Source organism: Ehrlichia chaffeensis str. Arkansas (genome assembly GCF_000013145.1).
Classification (GTDB): domain Bacteria; phylum Pseudomonadota; class Alphaproteobacteria; order Rickettsiales; family Anaplasmataceae; genus Ehrlichia; species Ehrlichia chaffeensis.
This window is the reverse complement of sequence record NC_007799.1, coordinates 881,261-905,079: the sequence shown is the minus strand read 5'-3', so window position 1 is coordinate 905,079 and position 23,819 is coordinate 881,261. Positions and strand designations below refer to the sequence as shown.

At 29.1% G+C, this 23,819-nt stretch carries 16 protein-coding genes; 4 read left to right on the top strand and 12 right to left on the bottom strand.

The genetic code is table 11. The annotated features are described in order from the left end of the window. Positions 1-176: 176 nt before the first annotated feature. The 4 genes from fabF to ECH_RS03610 form a co-directional block, all read right to left on the bottom strand. Positions 177-1,445: a beta-ketoacyl-ACP synthase II gene (gene fabF / locus ECH_RS03625; RefSeq protein ID WP_006010809.1), complete on the bottom strand. Its 1,269-nt coding sequence runs from the start codon at positions 1,443-1,445 to the stop codon at positions 177-179. 14 nt (positions 1,446-1,459) lie between these two features. Further along, positions 1,460-1,735, bottom strand: coding sequence for an acyl carrier protein (locus tag ECH_RS03620; RefSeq protein ID WP_006010807.1), 276 nt, complete (start codon positions 1,733-1,735; stop codon positions 1,460-1,462). A 591-nt stretch (positions 1,736-2,326) separates the two neighbouring features. Next, entirely contained in the window at positions 2,327-4,774 is a 2,448-nt protein-coding gene (locus tag ECH_RS03615; RefSeq protein ID WP_011452871.1) for a hypothetical protein, read from the bottom strand. A gap of 716 nt (positions 4,775-5,490) precedes the next feature. Next, on the bottom strand, positions 5,491-6,723 hold the full coding sequence (locus ECH_RS03610; RefSeq protein ID WP_006010803.1) for an ECH_0878 family protein: 1,233 nt from the start codon (positions 6,721-6,723) through the stop codon (positions 5,491-5,493). A 320-nt stretch (positions 6,724-7,043) separates the two neighbouring features. On the opposite strand from ECH_RS03610, the gene ECH_RS03605 reads away from it, so the two are divergent. Continuing rightward, positions 7,044-9,668: an ankyrin repeat domain-containing protein gene (locus ECH_RS03605; RefSeq protein ID WP_011452869.1), complete on the top strand. Its 2,625-nt coding sequence runs from the start codon at positions 7,044-7,046 to the stop codon at positions 9,666-9,668. On the opposite strand, the gene rpmG is transcribed toward ECH_RS03605, so the two are convergent. Further along, positions 9,646-9,816, bottom strand: coding sequence for a 50S ribosomal protein L33 (gene rpmG, locus ECH_RS03600; protein WP_006010047.1), 171 nt, complete (start codon positions 9,814-9,816; stop codon positions 9,646-9,648). The two genes, ECH_RS03605 and rpmG, sit on opposite strands and share 23 nt — an antisense overlap. Before the next feature lie 193 nt (positions 9,817-10,009). On the opposite strand from rpmG, the gene ECH_RS03595 reads away from it, so the two are divergent. Genes ECH_RS03595 through ECH_RS03585 form a run of 3 tightly spaced genes read left to right on the top strand, consistent with a single transcriptional unit; the run spans position 10,010 to position 11,697 of the window. Continuing rightward, positions 10,010-10,717 carry a phosphatidylglycerophosphatase gene (locus ECH_RS03595; RefSeq protein WP_193327829.1) on the top strand — a complete coding sequence of 236 codons (708 nt, stop codon included), beginning with the start codon at positions 10,010-10,012 and terminating at the stop codon, positions 10,715-10,717. Positions 10,718-10,727: 10 nt separating this feature from the next. Further along, complete coding sequence (locus ECH_RS03590) at positions 10,728-11,201, top strand: disulfide bond formation protein B (RefSeq protein WP_011452868.1); 474 nt, start codon at positions 10,728-10,730, stop codon at positions 11,199-11,201. After that, a complete protein-coding gene (locus ECH_RS03585) occupies positions 11,185-11,697 on the top strand; it encodes a demethoxyubiquinone hydroxylase family protein (protein WP_006010054.1) in 513 nt (170 codons plus the stop codon). The genes ECH_RS03590 and ECH_RS03585 overlap by 17 nt, the downstream gene beginning before the upstream one ends. Before the next feature lie 642 nt (positions 11,698-12,339). Here the strand turns inward: ECH_RS03585 and mnmA are convergent. The 7 genes from mnmA to ECH_RS03550 form a co-directional block, all read right to left on the bottom strand. Beyond that, complete coding sequence (gene mnmA, locus ECH_RS03580) at positions 12,340-13,443, bottom strand: tRNA 2-thiouridine(34) synthase MnmA (RefSeq protein ID WP_006010056.1); 1,104 nt, start codon at positions 13,441-13,443, stop codon at positions 12,340-12,342. 304 nt (positions 13,444-13,747) lie between these two features. Continuing rightward, positions 13,748-14,761, bottom strand: a complete 1,014-nt coding sequence (locus ECH_RS03575) for a hypothetical protein (protein WP_006010058.1) — start codon at positions 14,759-14,761, stop codon at positions 13,748-13,750. 1,308 nt (positions 14,762-16,069) lie between these two features. Further along, a complete protein-coding gene (locus ECH_RS03570; RefSeq protein WP_011452863.1) occupies positions 16,070-17,062 on the bottom strand; it encodes an ECH_0866 family protein in 993 nt (330 codons plus the stop codon). A 205-nt stretch (positions 17,063-17,267) separates the two neighbouring features. After that, positions 17,268-18,323, bottom strand: a complete 1,056-nt coding sequence (locus ECH_RS03565; protein ID WP_044147713.1) for a hypothetical protein — start codon at positions 18,321-18,323, stop codon at positions 17,268-17,270. 484 nt (positions 18,324-18,807) lie between these two features. Beyond that, on the bottom strand, positions 18,808-19,800 hold the full coding sequence (locus tag ECH_RS03560; RefSeq protein ID WP_006010062.1) for a hypothetical protein: 993 nt from the start codon (positions 19,798-19,800) through the stop codon (positions 18,808-18,810). A gap of 408 nt (positions 19,801-20,208) precedes the next feature. Beyond that, on the bottom strand, positions 20,209-21,420 hold the full coding sequence (locus tag ECH_RS03555; protein ID WP_011452860.1) for a hypothetical protein: 1,212 nt from the start codon (positions 21,418-21,420) through the stop codon (positions 20,209-20,211). Between the two features lie 223 nt (positions 21,421-21,643). Further along, entirely contained in the window at positions 21,644-23,563 is a 1,920-nt protein-coding gene (locus tag ECH_RS03550) for an ATP-dependent helicase (RefSeq protein ID WP_006010066.1), read from the bottom strand. Between the last annotated feature and the right edge of the window lie 256 nt (positions 23,564-23,819).

Here is a 23,819-nt window from a genome sequence, read left to right as displayed (position 1 = left end):
TAGTAGAAATATTAAAATCCCTGTGCTTTTGTTTATACAAGGATAGAAGGCAACTATAATGTATAATGTTTAAGTATAAATTATCATATTAGTAAAAGTAGACGATAATGTTTTAACTAGTATTACAGAACAAAATATGTGAAGATTATATACTAAGATATGTAACCAAAATAACTCTACACCTTACCAAATACTAAAGATACATTTACTCCACCAAACCCAAAAGAGTTAGAAAGACAATAATTGATCTTATGTTCCTGTGCATTAAGTGGAACAAGATTTAATTTTGGATCTTCAGAAGACTCATGTAAATTTAATGTAGGAGGGGCAATTCCTGTATTCATAGCAAGTATACAGAATATAGCTTCAACGCTTCCTGCTGCTCCAAGTAAATGGCCTATGGAGGATTTTGTTGATGATATTGGTACTTTATATACGCTTTCCTTAAATACATTCTTTATTGCTTGGATTTCTATACTATCTCCTATAGGAGTGGAAGTACCATGTGCATTTATGTAATTTATAGATTCTGGGTTTAATTGTGCGTTAGATAGTGCGAGCTCAATAGATTTTATTCCACCTTTCCCTTCTGGATGAGGTGCTGACATATGATATGCATCTGAGGTCATGCCATACCCTAACAGTTCCCCGTATATTCTTGCTCCACGTTTTTTAGCATGTTCGTAGTCTTCTAATATAACTACTCCTGAACCTTCTCCCATAACAAATCCGTCTCTTTGCTTATCCCAGGGACGTGATGCTAACTCTGGAGTATCATTAAATTTTGTTGAGAGTGCTTTCATAGCTGCAAATCCTGCAATTCCTATACGGCAGATTGCACTTTCTGTTCCACCAGCTATTATTACATCTGCTTCACCAGATTGAATGACTCTTGCTGCATTACCTATAGCTTGTGCTCCTGTTGAACATGCGGTTACTACTGCATCATTTAATCCTGTGAACCCATACTTCATGGATATGTGACCAGATGTTAAATTAATTAAACTTGCAGGAATAAAAAAGGGACTAATTCTCTTCGGACCACGCTCTTTCAAACATATAACAGTTTTTTCGATAAATTGGAGACCACCTATTCCTGATCCCACTATTACTCCTACTCTACTATAGTCAAGATCTTTATAATCAAGTAAATTAGAGTCATTAATTGCTTGGGTAGCAGATGCTATACCAAAATGAATAAAAGTATCCATTTTTTTTAAATCTTTTTCTGGTATATAATCTCCGGCATCAAAAATATATTCTTCAGATTCAGGTTTTGTTGTTACCTGACCAGCTACTTTACAGTCAAGGTCAGATGTATCAAATCTATCAATTTTTCTTATACCTGAAATTCCTTTAGATAAAGAGTCCCATACTGTTTTTAAATCGCTACCTAGAGAAGTGACTAACCCTAGCCCGGTAATAACAACTCTCTTTTTTGCCATATAAGCTACTCCAATCAATTCTTACTTGATAACTTATTACGTATATACTCTTCTATTTTATCTATAGTTTCAAGTTCTTGTGCTTCTTCATCGGAAATTTCTATGGAGAAATGGTCTTCTAAGCACATTACCAAATCTACGAAATCAAGGCTATCAAGATTCAAGTCTTTTGCTAAATTAGTGCTACCGGATAGAGTAGCTTTTTGTTCGTCTTTTAGTTTTAAACAATCAATCACAATTTTAGTCACAGTATCTTTGACAGATTCTAACTTTTCGTCATTACTTTCCATAATTTATCCATTAAAAATTGAAATTATACACATCATTAAATAATAAGCTTGCAAAAAACGAATGCCGTAAACACAACCTTAACATACGCAATATTAAATTTACAATAATCATTAAAAGCTTAGTAGGGTAAGATTTCTGTAGTGGTTTATTAATTGAAACAAAAACCATACCTATCGCTACGTAATATATAACATACGACTACAAGAATCAACTTATTTAATTTCTAATTATTATGCTGTTAATTTGATATTTTATGATACATGTCTTAGTATATATGTTACACTTGTCAAGTGCTTAATATGTTAAATAAAGAATATTTGTAAGTTTTTTTGATCACTGTTTTATTCTAAACATAAGAAATGTTATTATTTTTTGTGTACTGAATGTTATGTTTTTAATATAAGACTGTAATTAAAAGTCATAACCCTAATGAGCAATGGAACGTCTGAAAACTTGTAATTTTATCTATTGGTGTATCATTATGATTAAAATGGTCTTAGACTAATTGTAGTTAATGATGTGATACTTGCTTTTACATTATTTACTTTCTAGTTTTTACTATTATCTACATTGTGTTTATTTGTGCTTAGTTAAATGTTCTGTATATTTAAACTTTTTGCCGGTCTATAAGATTGAATGTTAGTTACAAATAGATCATTATTAGTTTTAATTTTTTTATCATTGCCTAAAGTTTGAGTAGTGTGTAGATCATGTATGTCATCAGTAACTTGCATTAGTAAATCATCATCAGTTCCAAAATCGTATATGTCATCTGTGATTTGGGTTAGTGAATCATTACCATCTGTAATATCATTGTTATTGTCTGCATTTGGAGTGCTATGTTGATTATATATACTGTCTATGATTTCTATTAATGAGTTAGTTTTGGTAGTGCTTTCGTTATTTGGGATCTCAATACTGTTTTGAGCATGTGTGTCATCGATGATTTGCATTAATAAATCATCATCAGTGCTAATATTATGAATTGAATTTTGAGTACTGTGTTGGTTGTATATATCGTTAATAATTTGTATTAGCAGATTATCATCAGTTTTAAAGTCATGTATGTCATCAGTAACTTGCATTGATAAATCATCATCAGTTTTGGTATTATCCTTGGTATCTAAATTGTGAAGACTATTTTGATCATATATGTCATCTGTGATTTGGGTTAGTGAATCATTACCATCTGTAATATCATTGTTATTGTCTGCATTTGAAGTGCTATGTTGATTATATATACTGTCTATGATTTCTATTAATGAATTAGTTTTGGTAGTACTTTCGTTATTTGGGATCTCAATACTGTTTTGAGCATGTGTGTCATCGATGAGTTGCATTAGTAAATCATCATCAGTGCTAATATTATGAATTGAATTTTGAGTACTGTGTTGGTTGTATATATCGTTAATAATTTGTATTAGCAGATTATCATCAGTTTTAAAGTCATGTATGTCATCAGTAACTTGCATTGATAAATCATCATCAGTTTTGGTATTATCCTTGGTATCTAAATTGTGAAGACTATTTTGATCATATATGTCATCTATGATTTGTGTTAGTAAAACGTCATCAATTTTAAAGTCATATATGTCATTTATAACTTGTATTGGTGAGTCAATACTAATGGTGCTTTCATTATTTGAACTTTCAATACTGTTTTGATTATATGTGTCATCAATGATTTGTGTGAATAAATCGTCATCAGTTCTAGTAGAATTTCCATTGTCTAAAATTTGAGTACTATGTTGATTATATCTGCAGTCAACAGTATGTTTTATTAATTCAGGAGTAAAGTTTATTGATGAAGAGTCGACAAATTCTGTCTGGTTAATATTGTGTCCTGTTATAATATAAGGTGTGTCTATTATATTAGTTACGTTTGATAGATTTTTAGTGCTGGGATCATATATGTAATTGATATATTGTATTAATGATTTGTCAGGTGATAAAGCAATGTTACCTGTTTTATTATGTTCCATGAGAGTGTTGGGAGAAATCTCTCCTTTAATAGAAATGTTTATATTATATGTGTTATATATGTTATTTCTTGTAAGTATTTTTGTAAATTCATTAGATAAGTGTAAAGTTCTGTCATTATTGTTATATAGAAATTGATAAGCAGTGTCGTTTGGTGGTTGATAACTTGAGTTTCTATTGCCATATATCATTATGTGATGTTTTTTATTACTTATGTATTTTTGTACTTTGATATTTGTTAATGAGAGTATTGTTGATACGTTGTGGTACTTTTGACTAGGATATATAGCTTCATTATTTTCAATTTTTGCGTTAACTAACACTAGACGTTCTAACATGTTAAAATTGGGGTGAAAATATTTGAACAATTTTATTTTGTATGTTGTTGTTGTGTATGGTTGTATTATGATTTGTAAGAATTTAAGCTTAGGGAAGCAGCCTATAATGGAGAGTGGATAATTTTCTAAAAATAAATACTCTATTTGGTTGGAAGTGAATTTGAATGTAGGTTTATCATGTTTAATTTGATTACTAACTTTTAGGCAATTGGTAGTTCTGTTGTTGAGAATTAGTATTCTTAAGTTATTTTGTGCGTTTAGGTAGCGTGTAAAATGGCAAGTCCTGATTTTCCATTTAGGTTCTGCGTTAAGTTGTAAAAATACTAAGTTTTTTAAGTGTAGTTTTGTGAGATGTAATATATCATGAAGGTGGTTATTATAAAATTTGAAACATTTGGTTTCTATTACTCCTATTACTAACAGTTGAAACTTTTCTTGCTTTCTTATACAGCAACGAATCTTTTCTTCGATAAAATTTAGCAATAATAAATTTACTAAACATTCTGTGTTGATGATTTGTATTTGATAGTGTTCTCTGGTAGCATTTTTGTAGCGATTGTAATCTGATAACTTCTCAATGTTTTCTTCTATGAAAGTTTGATATGACTTATTTTGGCTTGATTCGTATGGTAGAAGGTTAAGATGTGGTATTTCTGGTATCTCCAATATTTTTTTTAAAACTGTTTCTAAATTATTGTATTTAATAGCTTCAAATGGCATGGTAACTCTTGGTGCTGTAATTTTTACAGGGTGTCATGAAATATAAATAAATTCAATATATTTATTTATATTTCAATATAAAATAGTTAAAAACATTATTTTTTAGTGCGAATAAGTATAATATCTTAAAAAGTTCTTATTGTTTTCATTGATGTAATTTTAAGATTTAAAATAGTATTTAATATATAGTGAGTATTTTATTTGTTATATTGAAAAATGTGCAGAATTTGTAGTGTTTGATTGACTATTATATGAGGTTATTATATGTGTGCGAGGTTATTGTACATATGAGTAATGGGGTTCTATAATTTCTTGTATAACTTGATGATCTGATGGTGATGTAATTATATAAATCAGTGATTTATTATTTATAAGTTGCTGTTAAGGAAGATTATAGAGATTGACTTCCTTGTAAAAGTATATTTTGCAGTGAAACTGCTGATTAATTTTTATTTGTATAATACTGGCGACGTTATTTCAGATAAGATGATTAAAATCAATGGCCGAGTGTATTAAACTTATTAGTTCATACAAATGTGATATTAACTTGTTTAGACTACTATGTTAAATGAAGTAATTTTTATATATTAACTTAGAGCAATATCGCGAGTTTTGACAGTCATTTTATACTTATTAAGTACATTAATGCTGCTATTTTGCAAGGTTTCAATATACTAACTATACGTTTGTATAATTAGTATATTGATTTTTTAATGTTATTTTTGAAAAGTGTGTTTGTGTAGATTTGTCTGCGAAATGTGACAATGTTCTAATCGTTCATTGATATTTTGTGTATTAGCAGTTGTATTTACGTTATCCAACTCTTCATTAACTTGTGCCTCTCTAGCCTCATTGGTATTATTGTCTGAAATATGGTTATCTTGTACTTCAGCATTACCGTCTATGTTGTGGTCATCTATAGCGTAGTCATCTAGAGAATAATTATACAATACTTCTCTAATTTCATTAGCGTTATTTTCTGCAGCATGAGCAGCTAGTGCTTCTCTAGTCTCATTGGTATTATTGTCTGAAATATGGTTATCTTGTACTTCAGCATTACCGTCTATGTTGTGGTCATCTATAGCGTAGTCATCTAGAGAATAATTATACAATACTTCTCTAATTTCATTAGCGTTATTTTCTGCAGCATGAGCAGCTAATGCTTCTCTAGTCTCATTGGTATTATTGTCTGAAATATGGTTATCTTGTACTTCAGCATTACCGCCTATGTTGTAGTCATCTATAGCATAATCATCTAAAGAATAGTTATCTTGTGCTTCAGCATTACCGCCTATATTGTAGTCATCTATAGCATAATCATCTAAAGAATAGTCATCTTGTGCTTCAGCATTACCGCCTATGTTGTGGTCATCTATGGCATAATCATCTAGAGAATAGTCATATAATACTTCTCTAATTTCATTAGCGTTATTTTCTGCAGCATGAGCAAGTAGTACTTCTCTAGCCTCATTGGTATTATTGTCTGAAATATGGTTATCTTGTACTTCAGCATTACCATCTATATTGTGGTCATCTATGGCATAATCATCTAGAGAATAGTCATATAATACTTCTCTAATTTCATTAGCGTTATTTTCTGCAGCATGAGCAAGTAGTACTTCTCTAGCCTCATTGGTATTATTGTCTGAAATATGGTTATCTTGTACTTCAGCATTACCGCCTATATTGTAGTCATCTATAGCATAATCATCTAAAGAATAGTCATCTTGTGCTTCAGCATTACCGCCTATGTTGTGGTCATCTATAGCGTAGTCATCTAGAGAATAGTCATGTAATACTTCTCTAATTTCATTAGCGTTATTTTCTGCAGCATGAGCAGCTAGTACTTCTCTAGCCTCGTTGGCATTATTGTCTGAAATATGGTTATCTTGTGCTATGTCTTGCACTTGATTTACAACGTTATTTGTATTGTGTGTGTTATTCATCATAATGTTTCTTCATTTGTGTAGTTATATAGTTAATAATTATTAAAAAAAATAATATATTGTTATATTAATACTTCCTAATATATAAGTCAATAATATTAAATAAATTAACTATATTAATATTTTATAAATCTATTGATATTTTCATATTTTTTTAATTTTTTATAAAATAACTTTTACATTTTTTATGAAAATTACAAGTAAGTATTAATTTGTTGGATTATTTAAAATTGATGATTTGTGCTTTAGCACAATTGTTAATATATATTTCATAGTATTAACTTATAGAACTTTAATCGAAACAAGTGATAAAGATAGTTAATATGTTTAATAATAATGGTGATATGCAACACCAAGGCAATGATGGTGTGATATTATATGGAACTCAGTTAGATTCAAATAATTTTAATGACAATATTGTGTTATCTGAGGAAGATATTACAGCATTAAGTCAGATGAGAACTCAGGGTATACCTCCTGAGCGCCTTGTTCCCATAAACAGATTATTAGCAAATGCATCAAGGGAAGGAAATTTTTCTGCTTTTTTTTCAGAGATTTTGGCATTCTTAAAGTGTGGAAAAAAGAAAAAAATTAAACAAAATTGCCAGTTTCTTGTATATCAAGATAAAGTAGGATGTTATAGTATTGTAGAGAATATTAAATCAATATATTCCTGTCATGCTATAGAAGGAGAAGTTTTAGAAGGGCATCTTTACGTATGTGATCTTGGTAGTTTAGGTTTAGTATTTCCTGATGATTCTATTGACAAAGAAGGATTTCTTAAGTCAATTTTTAGTAGTACGTTTGGTAAACAAGAAAGCAGAATAAGTAAATTTGCGATCACATGCTTTAGTGATGGAAATATAAATTATCAAGTAGTAGATTACAAGAAGACATCACTGCAATATGCATTAGAATGTGAAGATGTTCATGCAATTAATATTATATATCATTCTTTCACTAAATTGAAAGAACATGATGATGTATTACAAAAAGTAACAGAGAGTGCATTGCTTAAAGTAATACAACAACAAGATATTGTTTCTAATGCATTTTTAGAATGTGTTAATTGTTTGCTAGGTTTCAAAACAGAAGGTTTTGATTTAAATGCTGAGAAAAATAAATCTCTAGTAGAAAATTTAAAGAATTTTACTCGTGTTATACGCAATAACGATAAGTTATTGTCTAGGGTATGTAAGGGATCATATGAAAACATAGTCAAATTTATATGCTTAATTGGATTGGAAGAATTAAAAAGAGCAGATCAAGATTACTCTGGAGATGGTGCGTTGAGAATCCATCACAGACGTATGCTAGGAATGAGTTTTGGTCCCGATCATGATAGTATTTTATCTATATTGGTACAATCAGATAGTGTACATTTATTGAAGGATGTGTTAAGTCAACATAGATTTAACATTAATGCTACTAATGCATATGGCTATACAGTACTACATTTTGCAGCAATATATAATGCAAAAAAATGTGCAAAGTTTTTGTTAGGAAGTAGGTCAAAGATTATTCCGAAACCTGCAAAATCTGGATTAACACCATTACATTTGGCTGCAGGTAGTAATGATTCATTGGATGTGTTAAAATTGTTGATTCAGTATGATCCATTTGCGATACATGCTAGAGATAATATGGGTAGAACCATTATGCATCATGCTGCTCTGGGTGGTAGTATAGATAATTTACTACTCTGTATTAATCTTGGTATGGATGTTAATCTTCAAGCAACTGTGTTTAATGATGATGGTGAAATTGATGAACTTACAAATACTGGTAGGAGTTGTGCTCCTATACACCTTGCAATTGAAGAAGGGAAATTAGGAATAGTAAGTTGTTTATTATCGTGTTGTGATATCAATTTATCAGTTGTAAATAGTGACGGATGTACTCCAATTACTACTGTAGATCATCGTGGTAATAACTTATTACATCAATGTGTTATTGCTGGTAATGTAGAGTTATTGTCAAGAGCTTTGTATTTAGGTTGGCAGGATGTTATTTTACAGGAGAACTGTGAAGGTAAAACAGCTTTTGATATTGCCATTCAGGATAATAAGATAGCATGTGCTGAACTATTGTTACCGGTTTTGCGTAATAAACTTAAATATACCGAGTATGGATTGCAAAAAATTTTTGAGAATATAGATTCTAATGGTAATAATCTATTACATCAAGCTGTGGCAACACGTAGAATTAGTTTAGTGAAAAAGATACTGTCTTGTTATAACATTAATTTAATGAGCGTCAATGCAAATAAGGAAACAGCATTAGATATCGCTATAAAAACTGGTAGTGCAGAGATAGTGGCTCTTCTACTTGCAGATAGTAGACAAAGTTTAGTTTCCAGAAATGGCAGTAGCTATGTCATGAAATTAATGAATAAAAATTTAATGACAAAAGAGGTTTGTCATATTGTTAAAAAAAGAGGTGTAAATAGAGAAAACAGTAAATATGCTAAATTGTTTGTATCATTAATGACAGTTTTCGTACTAATTACGTTTATTGTTATAGCAACGATAATTGAATGTGAGAAAATTATATATGAGATACTTAATGCAATTGGTAAAAATGGATATACAAGCATTTGTCTTATTGCTATTGCTGTCTTCATATTATCTATAATTTGTATCAGCTGCTGTTTATGTGCTAAGTTGCGTGTTAAATTATCGGAATCTGGAAAGCTTCTAAAGATAGAAGAGAGCAGTGCATGTACTATTATCCCCTCGGAAAGTTCAGATTCTGCTAGCGAATATATAGACACATGTGAAGAACATACACCTTCAGCTTCGCTTCCGTCAATTGAATGTGAAGAGCAAACACTACCACCAAGCATAGGAGACGACAAACCCACTATACCAAAACCAAGAAAATTAACTCGTATTATGTCTCTAGAAGAATGCTGTGTGCCCAAACCTACCTTAGCTTTTCCTCAGTGAATAATACATGTTTTTTTACTATAGGATCATACTTTCGAAAAGAGAGCTTATTAATTAATTTTTTAGGATTACGCTTCTTTACATAAAAAAAACCAGTTTTTGCACTGCTTGCTAATTTTACAAGTAAAGTAGAACCTTTTTTAGCCATAAACAACAATGTAACTAAGTAATAACCTACCAAGCATAGTAACAAATTGCTAACAAGTCAAGTAACTATTTGTTCTTCATAATATGATTTGTATGTTTTAGATAGTGTTGGTTATATTTTATATTTTCTTTTTATAAGTTAAAGAGTAAGATTTATTTTTTACTGGTTTGTAATGTTCAATTAGTATAGGCGTATGTTAGTTTCTTGGTTGCAAATTTTAATGAAAATTATAGGTAAAATATTACCTACTAGGTTAATAAGCACGTTTTTAGGTACTGGATATTTACCAGCATGGCAGAATCATTGGGCTGCGGTCTTGTCTTTAATATTGGGTTATGTATTATTCTACTTAATATACGGAATGTCCTATGTATCATATGGTATATTAGTAACAGGAGCTGTAGTAGCATCATTATTTTTAAAGATATCGTTAGGGCTGATTGTAATATCTATTATATCAATTTTTGTATTTCAATCTAATAACTCTGCTGATGATAGAAGTGATATAATAGTAGTACAAATAGCATTAGGACAGCTTTTAGTAGTTGCATTGTCTATGCCTGCAATACTTGCAATATATAACTACTTGGCAATATTTTATAGTAAAATATGTCAAAATATTTTTATGTGTCCTTCTTGGTTTAATGATTTTATGCATTTTTTAATGTTCTTTTTGATCCCTTTTGTGTTTTTTAATATTCTTGACATAATAAAACCTTGGCCTATCTCTAGTTTGCAGATATTATATAACAATTGCTTTTCAATAGTTTTTGAAGGACTAGTGTTAGTCATTTATACATTGATAGTTATGTATCTTGTAGCATTTATATGTTTTGACTTAACTATTCGTGATGCAGTGGCTCTTAATAGTTATATTTTTACTTTGCTAAAATTCAGGTAAAGTGATGAAGATGGTAAAAAATTACAGTGTAATTTTGTTATTTATAGCAAGTATTGTTGCATTGGGTGTAGCCTATATAGCTCAATATTTGTTTGGAATGCTTCCTTGTAAGTTATGTATATATGAACGCATACCATATTTTATTACTGTTGGATTGTTTATCTTATATTTATTTAAATCATCTAAAGTAATTTTTTTTATAATGTGCTTATGTTATATATGCAATATATGCATCTCAGGTTATCATGTTGCTCTTGAACATAGTTGGGTAGCGGATATTATAGGATGTACAGATAGTATAAAATCTTTAAATTTTGATGACCTGAAAAATGCTTTACTAGATGTAAATGTGGTAATATCTTGTAATCGTCCTAGTATTGTATTTATAGGATTATCTATGGCAGAATGCAATCTTATATATTGTGTGCTATGTTTAGTATTAAGTGTCTATTTATTTGTAAAACAATATGTTACAAAAAGATAATCTATTGCAACAAGCTATTCGAGTAAATCATGCTGGAGAGTATGGAGCAGTGTGTATATATTCTGGTCAAGAATTGATTTTTCGTAAAATGTCTGTTGGTGAGAAAATTCTTGAAATGAAGAAACAAGAACAGAAGCATTTTCGTTATTTTGATTCTGTAATGAAAGATAAAAAAATACGTCCTACAGTTTTTTTACCAGTATGGCATGTTATGGGAGTTATGTTAGGTATTACAACGGCTTTAATGGGTGAGGATGCAGCTATGGCTTGTACTGTTGCTGTGGAAGATGTAATAAGTGATCATTATCAAGATCAAATAGCAATGTTGGATGAAGGTGAATTAAAAGATAAGGTTATTCAGTTTCGTAATGAAGAGCTGGAACATCATGATACTGCTATGTGTTATAATTCTGGTAATGCTGCTAACTATAGTATCTTGTCTTTTTTTATAAAAAAGGCATGCAAAGCTGCTATCTGTCTTTCTAAAGTTATGTGATGATTCATCTTCTACAAAAAGTAAGTGTACGTTTCATTTATCTAGTATGGTATTATTTTACTAGGAGTGTCACAAGTATACAGTGGATATTAATATCGTTTTGTGTTGACTTGATGTATTATCGTTTGCAGTGTTGTCGTCTTAATTTAAAGTGTCAATAATACAAAAACCTATGCCAATATTCACAAGAGGAGTGGTCAAATATCTATAAAACAATAGGTTGAAATTTCGATGTTTGAAAACATTGTACTTTATGTAAGATTACTATTTTAAATAGGTGTAGCGTTCGTTATTGTGTGTATCTTTATAGAATGTAATAGTTTTGTAAATATAGGTGGATATAGTTATTGATAACGTTTTTATTAAAATAAAGTTTTGATTTCGTATCCTAATGAATTAGTGTTATTATAATGTTATCAAACCCTAGTTTAATAATAATTGTAAAATTTCAGTTTGTGATTTTCTAGTAAATATTAAAAAATATTGTAAAAGTTCAATAAAAGACTAACATGTTTAAAAAATGTTAAATTAGGTTATTTAACACTCGATCGTGAATCAGGAACATTATCTGAAGGAGAAAGTCGAAGAATAAAACTAGTATCACAAATTGGATCCGGATTAACAGGAATAATTAAGATGGGTTTAACATATCCATCCTCCTCCTAACATTCTATCTCCGTCATAAATAACACATGCTTGTCCAGGAGTTACTGTGCAATATGTGTCTTGTAATAGTACAGTTGCTTTATTGTTATCGTTTGGATAAACTATAGCTGTGCTACCTGAATGGGATGATCTTAGTTTTACTTTAACATTTAGTCCAGTGTGTGGAATTTTGTCCTTAACTAACCAATTTATTTTTTCTATGTGTAGCTTATTTTGCAATAGTGCAGATTTGTGGCCCACTGTAACTTCATTAGTATCTGGATTTAATTTGATAACATATAATGGTTCCTTTGAAGATAATCCTATACCTCTTCTTTGTCCAATAGTAAAATTGACTATACCATCATGTTGTCCCAATATGTTTCCACTAGTATCTATAATATTACCTTTTTTTATTGCGTTAGGTCTTAGTTGTGCTATTGTATTTTTATATGTATCTGCAACGAAACATATATTTTGGCTATCTGGTTTATTCGCTATTGGTAGATTAAAATGTTCTGCTAATTTTCTTATGTTATCTTTATGAAAATTTCCTAGTGGGAATCTAAGAAATTTTAGCTGTTCTATTGTAGTTGCAAATAGAAAATAACTCTGATCTTTTTTTGTATCTTTGCTTGAATATACGTATATATCATCATCTTGTTCTATTTTTCTAATATAATGACCGGTAACTAGGATATCTGCATCAAGTGATTTTGTTGCATTAAGTAGATCTCTAAATTTTACAACTTGATTGCATTTTATACATGGTATAGGAGTTTTGCCCTGCATGTATGTGTCTATAAAATCATCTATGACTTCTTCTTTAAATACTTTTTCATAGTTGAGAGTATAATGAGGGAACCCCATAATTGATGCTACTTGTTTTGCATCTTGCGTATCCAGACTACCACAGCATGCACCTTTTCCAGTAGTATTATTATATAGTTGTAGAGTGATGCCGATAACTTTGTACCCTAATTTGTGTAACAATGCTGCTGCTACTGAACTATCAACACCGCCGGACATAGCAACAACTGCAGTTGTTGCTGAGGGTGATTTATTTTTAACTAGTGGGTCTATTTTAAAGTCATTAAGCATTGTTTATTAAAGTATTTTTTAGCATTGTAACATGTAAATTTGATACATGAAATATGTAATAATTTATAAAATAAGAGTTGTTTTAGGTGCTGTTGTAAAATATTTATATACTTATTACTGTATCACTACAAACTTATATGTATAGGTATTTGGTATTGCATGTGAATGACGCTGCCTTGTCATTAAAATTAGATTCTATTGTATTGATGAATCCTGATTGATATCTACTGATATAATAATTAAATATGAATATTACTTTGAGAGTTATTAGTATAGAATTTTAGACTTAGATGTTCAATAGTGATTAAAAAAGATCATTGTGATTAGGCTCAGTGTATGGTTGGTTAGTATCTGATAGGTTTTTTAATATATTTGCTACATCATGGTAATGTACTTGATGTTTTTCTATAAGCTGGTTTATTTTTTTAATCATACCTAAGTTTTTGATTTCTGATAAATTATCTTCTCTAATGTATTGTTGTACTGTGGTATCGCATTCTATTATGTCATATAAATATAAGTTATCAGACGATACTCTAATAAAGACTTGTGTTATTATAGCTATTAAATGTGTTGATAGTATTTTTAAAATAGATTTTTTGTGTGGAAATAATATTGCAATATTTTCTAGTGCGCATAAGCATGAAATTGTGTCAGTAAATGCTATAACGAGTAGACCCATATTGATACATGTAATGGCTGTGCGTACTAAATTAGCATTATTAAAATTACTGAAACATACAATATCTGCTGCTTGGTTTTTAATAAATGTAGGTTCAGCTTGTGGTAAATTGTGTATACTAATTAATGCTTTGTTGGATTTTGGGACAGGTATTGTATCATTACTGAAGATTAGTACGTGCTTTTTTTGGTTATCATTAATTTGATTCAATATAAATAATGCGGTGTTGTCATTACATATGTTTCCAGTAAATAATAGTAATCCTTTTGAACATATACTAATTATTCTGTGTAATTCTTTTTCAAACTCTGGTGTTACTATGAGTTCATTTTGTATAATATTAACTATAATTTTAAAAGACTGGGTAGCAGTATATAAAATATGTATATGTAATTGGTAAGAATCATCAAAAGCAAGTGTAGTATTAGAAAATCCTTGTGTCATGCATTTTTGATACTCTTCTGCTTTTAATATTGATTTTATAATTTCTTCTATCTCTTGTGTAGACAAACTTTTTATTTGAAGAAATTCTATATTGTTGTATCGTCTGATAGCTGGTGGGTTATTTGGTGTTAAGTATAGATAATCAGAAGAATACCCTATAGAAGATTGTATTAATTGATTAAAAAATAACATATATTATTGTTTAGTGTTATTAAAATTGCAGTATTAATTATAAATGTTATTATAATATTGCTAATTTTATCTTTATAAAGTATTACGGTGTCACTATGTAAGGTGTGTATAGGTGATTTTAGTGATGGTAATGTGATTACACAACATGTGAAAAATATATGTTGTGCTAAATGTTTCTCTTAACATTATTAATAAAAAAACTGCATTGATATTTTGTATTGGTTGTAACTCATTATTTCAAGTATGTATTTTAGTGTTTGGAATGATTTTGTTAGATACTGTGGAATAAATTATTAAGTAGTAACTATGTCTTCTTTTTTTGAAAATGTTGCAGTTTATAGATGTAGTGTAAATAACCTTGATGTTTCTATATATCTTAATAAGTTTAATCATTTTTATTAATTATCTAATTATAGAAAATATGTACATATTAATGTGTATTTCTTGGTGATATAAATGCTATTGATTTTTGTCAGAACTGATAACAATGTTATGTAGGGTATTGTTGAATGTACACTTTGATTACTGATGTACTAACAGTTACTGCTTTGTTTATTAGTTGGCTGTTATATGTTATAAAAATGTCTGTGTGTTATGATGTAAATATTTTTGTTGTTTGTGTATACTCTCTGCATTTTTATTAGTTATCTAATTATAGAAAATATGTACATATTAATGTGTATTTCTTGGTGATATAAATGCTATTGATTTTTGTCAGAACTGATAACAATGTTATGTAGGGTATTGTTGAATGTACACTTTGATTACTGATGTACTAACAGTTGCTGCTTTGTTTATTAGTTGGCTGTTATATGTTATAAAAATGTTTGTGTGTTAATGATGTAAATGTTTTTGTTGTTTGTATGATCTCTGCATTTTTATTAGTTATCTAATTATAGAAAATATGTACATATTAATGTGTATTTGTTGGTGATAAGGTGCTATTGATTTTTGTCAGAACTGATAACAATGTTATGTAGGGTATTGTTGAATGTACATTTTGATTACTGATGTAACAGTTGCTGCTTTGTTTGTTAGTTGGCTGTTATATGTTATAAAAATGTTTGTGTGTTAATGATGTAAATGTTTTTGTTGTTTGTATGATCTCTGCATTTTTATTAGTTATCTAATTATAGAAAATATGTACATATTAATGTGTATTTGTTGGTGATAAGGTGCTATTGATTTTTGTCAGAACTGATAACAATGTTATGTAGGGTATTGTTGAATGTACATTTTGATTACTGATGTAACAGTTGCTGCTTTGTTTGTTAGTTGGCTGTTGTATGTTATAAGAATGTCTGTGTGTTAATGATGTAAATGTTCTAGTGGTTGTATACTCTCTGCATTTTGTAGAAGTTTGTTGTAATATTCTAGTAGTATGCTGTTAGATGTAAAGCTTGGTAGTTGATATACTAATGTGTTCCTGCTTTTTTTTACTAAGACAGCATGAGGTAAATTTTCTTGTACGTTCCTTACTGGTTTTTCACTTGTGATGTATTGTCTCATGTTTTTAGGAAAGTGTAATGTTAATTTTATATCTTTGTATGAAATAGGACTGTAACTGTTCTTTGGATTTGATGATATTGAAAAAGTTAGTTTGCTTGTAAGTATATATTTTGCTGTATCAACATTACCTTTATCATTTATAAGTATATCATTTTTAATGTCACAAATTATTATATGACTGTTTTTTATTTTAATTGATGTGTTAGTGTTTCTGCCTCGTACAATATAGTTTGGATCTTCTTCTGAACCTTTATTAAAAATGCTATTGATTATTTTGTACGAAATGCTGAAAAAACATCCTTGATGTAAACAGCTGATTAACTCGTGTATAATGCTTTCTTTTATTACTATATTAGGTTTTACATTTGAGCACATTTGTTCTAAAATTGCAGCTGCAAGAGTTCTATTACGAAGATTTGTATTACTTATATTTGATAAGTATGATGAATGTTTATCTGTTAATTTAGTACTTTGTTGTGTGTTAATGTAACCTGAAAGTATATTTTTTATTCTATCGCGGTTAATTTTGGTATTCTGAATAGTGATATCAGTGCGGCAGATATCAGTAAGAAATGCGTTACAATTAATGATGTCAGTATTTATTGTTTGCTTGGTAGTAGGGAACATAACTTGTAATACATTTTCTTGTGACATAGAAGTCAAGTGCTGTTGAAAAATTTCTATTGTGTCAATTTTACTATCTTTAAAAATACGAAGTGCTATAATTAGTATTACTATAAAAACTATAATTAATAATATTAAAGTTATTGCTATGCTACTAAGGTAGTCCATAATATTGTACTTCTATAGTATTTCTTAGAGTTATAAAACATTAATCATTTAACTATAATATTTAAGTATATTAAAATAATGAAAAAAAACAATAATAATTCTTTATAATTAATATAGCAAATGTAAATTCAATTATAATTATGTAGTAGAAAACTTGTATTGTGTAAAAAAGTACAGGCTACTTTGGAAATTTGAATACAAGTGTTTAATGATGTGTTTGATGCTGTACTACTGGTGAGCAACTTTCAACAGATTCATAGTTATGCTTTACTATAGCACCGAAACTTGATTTATTAATTAATGAAGGAATTTTTAAATTTGGTAAAGAATATGTAAGGTGTGTATTACCTTCTGAATTTCTGCACATATTAGTTAATGTGATTCTGTTACTCTCAATTTTACTACTAGTAGTGTTGTTTGTAATATACTTTTGTATTGTGTCAGGTACTGTTACTTCTAAAGTAATGTTTTTGTATAACATATCTGAAAAGCTGTGACTATTTTCTGGCATCATCGTAAATGTTAATTTGAATGGTAAAACGTATCCCTGAGTTTGGTTATGCTTGTATATTTTAGTGTGTGTGCTAATAGTACATGTTATTTCATTACTGTTTTCTATTGTAAGTGATGCCTTTAGATCTTTAATCTTTGTTTTAGTAATATTAAATTCTTTACATGTTTTTAAAATTTTTTCAAAGAACATTGCTGGCATAGCGAAATTTCCTGCTTGATTACAATGGCTTACTATTTCATGTGTTATATTTATGTTGGGAACCACTCCAGTGTTTGTGTCGAAAATTAATTCAAAAATTGTGGCCATTGCTATCCTGTGGTAAAACATGTCGCGACATGTTTTATCATCTATATCTAATGCTTGTTTTATGGCTTCTTTATGTTTGTTTGCTAGCCTAATAACATTACAGTCAGATGTCATATTTCCGGACTTTATGGTTGATTCTAATGTATTATATTGGGTAAAAAATGTTGCAGCATGGACTTTCATACCATTGATAGTATACTGAATACGATGGAAATCTAGGTGTGATGTTTTACCCTGTGTAGCGGCACTATTTGGTCGGTTTTGAATAGGAAGTGCAAAAATTGATTGCTTCATTGTTTCTTCTGACATGGGTATATATTTTTTGAACAATGTTGATTGCTTGTTGCGTAGGTAGTAAAACGTAGCAACTGCTAGAAATATGATTAACATTACAGACAATAATGCTATTACAGCAATTTCTATTGAAAAATTGTGACTCATGTTTTTATACCTAAGTTTTTTATATACTAGACTAATATTTAAATTATTAATAAAATTTATTGTTAAATTATATTACAATATTAAATATTTTACAAGGATAGTTTACAAATATTATTTTTAAAGATTATTTAATTAACTAATAGATTAAAAAAAGTGAATATATTAATTCATAATATTCTTACTAATTTTCCAGGAAATTGATTAATATAGGTTTACTTTTCTTTTTAATATTCCGTAATATTTATATGGGTTTATTTAAAGTAATTAATACAGTACTAAATTTAGTAGTTTATATTGTATTGTTAATGAATATTAAATAGTTGTTTCTGTATCTAATATAGCTGTTATAGTTGTGAGAGTGTTATCATTTTATGTATTATGTTTTAACTAATTTTAATATTGGTGTATAAGTATACATATGTGTTTTATAGCACTTTTTATTGGTTCCTTTTTTATTAGAATGTTTAATTTGTAGTAATATCTATTAGATCTGTATATTATCTCTTCTGTTTTGAAATAATGGTTTGGCTTTTGGGTTTGGTAAGCGATATTCTAAGGTAGAAGTATGAGAATTACTTGTGTTGTAATAATGTAATGTGGCACAATCAGGATCTTGTGTTATAGAAGAAGGTTGCATACATTGTGTGTTACACTTTTCTTTTGTAATGTAATGTTTAATACTATTAGGAATGAATAAAGTAAAGGTTGTTTGATTATATGATATAGAGCTTCTGTTTGTTCGTGGGTTTTTTCTTAATAACATATTGAAATGGAAAACGCTACTAAAAGAATGTACCTTATTAGGCTTTGCAGTGTCGAATAATGACATATTGCTAATTATGCTTATAGTTATTAGATTATAGTTATATACTGCAAATTGTATAATATGGTTTACAGGTTTAATAATATTAGTAGGGTTTTTATCTGTATTAAAAATGTTATTTAATATTTTAATTCCTGCTTGTTCATATACCTCTTGATGGAAATGATTGACAATTTCATGTATTATATCTGGGCTAATTTCTGAGTTATTTAGGACTGTAAACATATTATCTAAGGTTGCAGCTAAAGCAATTTTAGGATGATATGTTTTAAGGTTGTTATAGTTCGTTTTTATACCTAACGATTGTACTATATATTGAAAATGTTGGTTAATGTATGTATTGGATGTATCTTGTGATTGGTAAAATTTTAATATTCTAGGTAACTGTTTAAATAAATTTTCGTCAAGATTAGGCATACTAACCGCTAATTGGTTGCTAAGAATTTTGTGCGATAGATTTGTTATGTTTAGTTGGTTGTTATTTTCTGGGTAAAATATTGTTTGTATAAAATCTCTAGATATGTTGGGTAATTGTTTATCAAAGAATACCTTGTGAGATCTGTTATTAATAGCGCAAAAGATAAATGATAGAAGAACAATCATCAGTATTATTAATGCTATGATGATTATGATTGTTAAAATGGTATTGTTCATATGCCACACTATGTATATTTACGTTTACTTTAGCATATTATTTATAATAAATTAATCTTTTTATTTAAATTTTATATATTTTATATAATGTAAGTGGTAATGAGATATATTGGTGTTATTTTGATGAGTGTTTTTGAATAAAATATGTATTATTATTTTTGGAGTATATGGAGTTTTAGCTTGGGTATAGTTTTATATAGTTTTGTACTTGTGGATGAACATAAATGTTTATTTTACTATTTTGTGATGAGTGAATTATAGGTATTTCACGGTTTTCATGATAGAAGTATTGGGGATTAGTTCGATTTTTGCGACAAATAAAGGAGTAAATTTATCTGTAGGTTTTAAGTGAAGTCAGGATTTTGAAAGTGTAGAAGAGATTATACATTTTATATTAGAGAACTATTGTTATACAGAGCGAGAAGAGGTAGGTGTATTATTGTTTTGTTGTGGTGCATGTACAATTGCGGAAACAGTAATTTTGTTGCTGACATTTTGTTTACTGTTTTTTGAATTTGTATTATCTGCTTGCATGTTCTGAGATGTATTGTGTTGAGCTTGTTGTTGTATCTGCTCCTCCTGATTTTCTTCTTTTTGATCTTCTGTATCCAGTGGAATGTCCTCAAATATATCGTATTGAGCTTGTTGTTGTGTCTGTTGCTCCTGATTTTCTTCTTTTTGATCTTCTGTGTCCAGTGGAATGTCCTCAAACATATCGTGTTGAGCTTGTTGTTGTATCTGCTTCTCCTGATTTTCTTCTTTTTGATCTTGTATTTCCATTGATACTGGTAAGCATGCGTAATTTTGTAAACTATATTCTATCCTAGCTATATCGTTACCACGTGTTATCTTGTATGGAGTTGTTTTCTGAAAAGGAGTATTAGTAAAAAATGCATTTATCCTACCTACTATATTACTTAGAGGAGTGAACATGTTACTCATGAAAACCCTGCCCCTAGGAACTAGGGCTGATGATATTTGTGCTGGTAATTGCAGTGATATTTTAGGAGAATTATATAATATGTGACCGTGTTCATTTGCGCTGACATAGAATGACAGTTTCCCCTTAACAGTGCATACAGTATCTCCTGATGCTATGTCTCTAAAGTTTATTGTTTCCTGATACTGTACCTTTAATGTTGAGTTTGAAATTACTTTGATTTTAGTATCATAACATTGTGGGGCCGGTATAATACTGTTATTAGGATATATTCTGTGCTGTATATCTTTTCCAGCACTATGCATTATCTGTGTATATAGTGAACCATGCAAAGATGTTTGATTTAACATTGTTATACATTCGTCACGAAGAGCAGGGTTAATCTTTTGTCCAGAGTACCGATAAAACGTCGAATTAAGCATTGAATGTAAGATTGTACGATATTCATTGCCTTGTGGTCGTGGATTCTCTTTGTTATACCGATCAATTAGTTGATTAATGTTAGTATTCTGTCCATTTATTGATATGTCGTTTCTTGACATATCCTTCCAGGCTTGTTCACCACTTGTACATTCAGTATATTTTGTATTTCTAATACCCTGAACACTGAAGCCTTTTAAGGATTGCATAAATGATGGCATAGTTAATCTGCGCATCGCGGATCTTAATTGATTTAGCATTGGAGATTCTTTATAATAAATACTGTAAGTAGTATAGATGTAATTCTTTAACAATTAATGAATGTATTATCGTGTATATATTAAATGACGCGAAAGGATTATAAATTATGTATAAAAATGTGGTTAGTGTTGCACATCATACCCTATGTGTTGAAATGGTAAAGAATTCTATACTGTTACATAATGCTGTTATTAGCATTAACCGATTCACAAAACTTAATAATTAATAATAGCTAGAAATATTTTTTATAACTTGTACATGTTCTGCAGGTAATTCCTTTATAAATCTTGATATTTTCATTTGCTGGCGCCAGTTGTTAATATCTCTTACTGCTACGCATGATATAAATAGTTGTTCACGTGCTCGTGTAATCCCAACATAGGCGAGTCTTCTCTCTTCTTCTAGTGCTTCTCCTGTTCTGTCTTGTAAAGATTTTTCATGTGGAAATACTCCTTCTTCCCATCCAGGTAGAAAAACTATAGGGAATTCTAATCCTTTTGCTGCATGTAATGTCATAATATATGTGTAGTTGTCATTGTAATTTAATGAGTCTGTTTCTGTTACAAGGCTGATGTGTTCTAAAAATTCATTTACATCATTAAAACTTAATAATGCAGAAAAAAGTTCTTTTATGTTTTCTATTCTTGCTAAACCATTTTCACCTTCGTTTTCTAACATGTCTACATATCCTGAGTCGTAAGCTATCATTTTAACAGTGTTTGATATTGAATCAGATGATAAAGATTCTTTCCAAGAGTCAATCTTATTTAATAAGTTATTTAAAGATCGGGATGCTTTGTCAGGTAGTTGATTATTTGAAATTAGAATTTTTGCTGCGTTCAAAAAATATGTATTATTTTGTTTAGCACATAAGTATATTTTATTAAGAGTTGATGCTCCTATATGTCGTTTAGGTTTATTAATTATTCTTTCAAAAGCGATGTCATTATTAGGGTTAACTGTAATTTTTAAATAGGCGATGATATCACGAATTTCTTGTCTATCGTAGAATCTTGTACCACCAATTATCTTATATGGTATGCTATATTTAATGAAGTATTCCTCGAATATTCTTGTTTGAAATCCTGCCCTTACTAAAATAGCTGTCTCGTTAAATTGGTAGTCATGTAAATTTTTAATATATTCACATATATACTGTGCTTCTGCTTTACTATCCCAAAATTTCATTAAATTAACTTTTTGTCCTTTCTCGTTTGTTGTCCATAGCTTTTTTCCTAACCTTGATTTATTGTTATTTATTATCGCTGTGGCAACGTCTAATATATTAGATGTTGATCTGTAGTTACATTCTAATCGAACAATTTTTGCATTTGGAAAATCATCAGAAAATTTTAAAATATTTCCTACTTCTGCTCCCCGCCAACTATATATTGATTGGTCATCATCTCCAACACAGCATAGATTTTTGTATTTTTGAGCTAATAATCTTAACCATAAATATTGAATTGTATTTATGTCCTGATATTCATCAACCATTATGTATTTAAATTGTTCTTGGTAATGGGATAAGACATTATGTTGTGTAGTGAATATTTGAATGTTGTATAGTAGTAAGTCTCCAAAATCAACGCAGTTTAAAAATTTTAATCTTTCTTGATAAATGTGATATGTACTCAATGCTACTGTATTAATAGGTTTATATAACTCTGTTTCAGTAATATTGCTTGGTATAAGTCCTCTATCTTTCCATCTTTGTATTTTATTTAAGATAATTTTATGGGCATCTGATGCATATTCGGGATGCATGTCATTGACAATATTTTTTATTACTTGTAGTTGGTCGTCTGTGTTAATGATTGTAAAATCGTTTTTTAATCCAACTACTTCAGCATGCTGTCTTAAGATTTTTGCTGCTATTGCATGAAAAGTTCCTAACCAGATATTATATACAGGTGTTAATTCACTAATTCTAGATAGCATTTCGTTTGCTGCTTTATTAGTAAATGTTACTGCTAAAATTTGGCTAGGTAATGCAAAATTGTTATTAATGATGTATGCTATTCTTGAAGTAATAGTTCTAGTTTTACCTGTACCTGCTCCGGCTAATATTAAAATAGGACCATTTATATTAATGACAGCTTCCCTCTGGTCTTCATTAAGTGAAGTTATATAATCTTCCATAATGCAATAAATTCATCATTATCTGGAGTATATTATATTTTTTTTCTGGTACAGTCAAAGTAAGATCTTAATATTATATTTTTGAGAACGGTTTGTTAATGTGATGAAATATAGCGTGACAATAGTATATTGGTGTATATTTGTTAAAAAATAGTAGTAATTAAATTTAGATATTTTTATGCAATAATGACACATTATTAATTTGTAATACCTGTGTTTTTTAATGTGGTTACGCTTTTAATATAGAATAGACCTC

Excerpts from the sequence above, each read along its gene's own strand:
- ECH_RS03565 (WP_044147713.1), bottom strand. The coding sequence starts at position 18,323 with ATGAGTCACAATTTTTCAATAGAAATTGCTGTAATAGCATTATTGTCT.
- mnmA (WP_006010056.1), bottom strand. The coding sequence starts at position 13,443 with ATGCTTAATGACTTTAAAATAGACCCACTAGTTAAAAATAAATCACCC.
- ECH_RS03610 (WP_006010803.1), bottom strand. The coding sequence starts at position 6,723 with ATGATGAATAACACACACAATACAAATAACGTTGTAAATCAAGTGCAA.
- rpmG (WP_006010047.1), bottom strand. The coding sequence starts at position 9,816 with ATGGCTAAAAAAGGTTCTACTTTACTTGTAAAATTAGCAAGCAGTGCA.
- ECH_RS03555 (WP_011452860.1), bottom strand. The coding sequence starts at position 21,420 with ATGCTAAATCAATTAAGATCCGCGATGCGCAGATTAACTATGCCATCA.
- ECH_RS03620 (WP_006010807.1), bottom strand. The coding sequence starts at position 1,735 with ATGGAAAGTAATGACGAAAAGTTAGAATCTGTCAAAGATACTGTGACT.
- ECH_RS03585 (WP_006010054.1), top strand. The coding sequence starts at position 11,185 with ATGTTACAAAAAGATAATCTATTGCAACAAGCTATTCGAGTAAATCAT.
- ECH_RS03560 (WP_006010062.1), bottom strand. The coding sequence starts at position 19,800 with ATGAACAATACCATTTTAACAATCATAATCATCATAGCATTAATAATA.
- ECH_RS03615 (WP_011452871.1), bottom strand. The coding sequence starts at position 4,774 with ATGCCATTTGAAGCTATTAAATACAATAATTTAGAAACAGTTTTAAAA.
- ECH_RS03575 (WP_006010058.1), bottom strand. The coding sequence starts at position 14,761 with ATGTTATTTTTTAATCAATTAATACAATCTTCTATAGGGTATTCTTCT.
- ECH_RS03550 (WP_006010066.1), bottom strand. The coding sequence starts at position 23,563 with ATGGAAGATTATATAACTTCACTTAATGAAGACCAGAGGGAAGCTGTC.
- fabF (WP_006010809.1), bottom strand. The coding sequence starts at position 1,445 with ATGGCAAAAAAGAGAGTTGTTATTACCGGGCTAGGGTTAGTCACTTCT.
- ECH_RS03595 (WP_193327829.1), top strand. The coding sequence starts at position 10,010 with ATGTTAGTTTCTTGGTTGCAAATTTTAATGAAAATTATAGGTAAAATA.
- ECH_RS03590 (WP_011452868.1), top strand. The coding sequence starts at position 10,728 with ATGGTAAAAAATTACAGTGTAATTTTGTTATTTATAGCAAGTATTGTT.
- ECH_RS03605 (WP_011452869.1), top strand. The coding sequence starts at position 7,044 with ATGTTTAATAATAATGGTGATATGCAACACCAAGGCAATGATGGTGTG.
- ECH_RS03570 (WP_011452863.1), bottom strand. The coding sequence starts at position 17,062 with ATGGACTACCTTAGTAGCATAGCAATAACTTTAATATTATTAATTATA.